This is a genomic window from Neisseria sp. P0021.S007 (genome assembly GCF_051956855.1).
The window spans coordinates 1-500 of the sequence record NZ_JBQCXA010001317.1 but is presented as its reverse complement, the minus strand read 5'-3'; the positions used below and the strand labels follow the sequence as shown (position 1 = coordinate 500).

Genomic DNA, 500 nt, shown 5'->3' with positions numbered 1-500 from the left:
GATAGTACGGAACCAATTCACTTGGTGCTTCAGCACCTTAGAGACTCGTTCTCTTTGAGCTAAGGCGAGGCAACGCCGTACTGGTTTAAAGTTAATCCACTATATTTAGTCGATAACACCCAATTCCTGTAATCCCCGCAATACCCCATCCTCGTCCACGCTCGGACATACAAACTTTGCCACAGCCTTTGCCTCAGCTTCACCATTACCCATTGCCACCCCGAATCCGACAGTAGACAACATTTCCAAGTCGTTGAAGCTGTCGCCAAATGCCATGACATCCTTCATTTCAATCCCCAGCTTACCTACCGCATGAGCAATGCCTCTTGCCTTAGAACCTTCAGCACGAAGCATATCTAAAGCAGATTCATGCCAACGAACCAATTTAAATCCGTTTTGTTGAATTTCATCTTCAATGGCACGCTCTTGATTTGGATCTGCAAATATCAGCATTTGATATACTTTTTCCCGATGGAAATATTCTTTATCCACCAAATAAT

1 protein-coding gene is annotated in these 500 nt (G+C 44.0%); it reads right to left on the bottom strand.

Going from position 1 to position 500, the window contains the following annotated elements; all coding sequences use genetic code 11:
• Window positions 1–105: 105 nt before the first annotated feature.
• A partial coding sequence (locus tag ACTHUR_RS18940; protein WP_440400323.1) for an HAD hydrolase family protein occupies window positions 106–500 on the bottom strand: 395 nt, incomplete at its 5' end.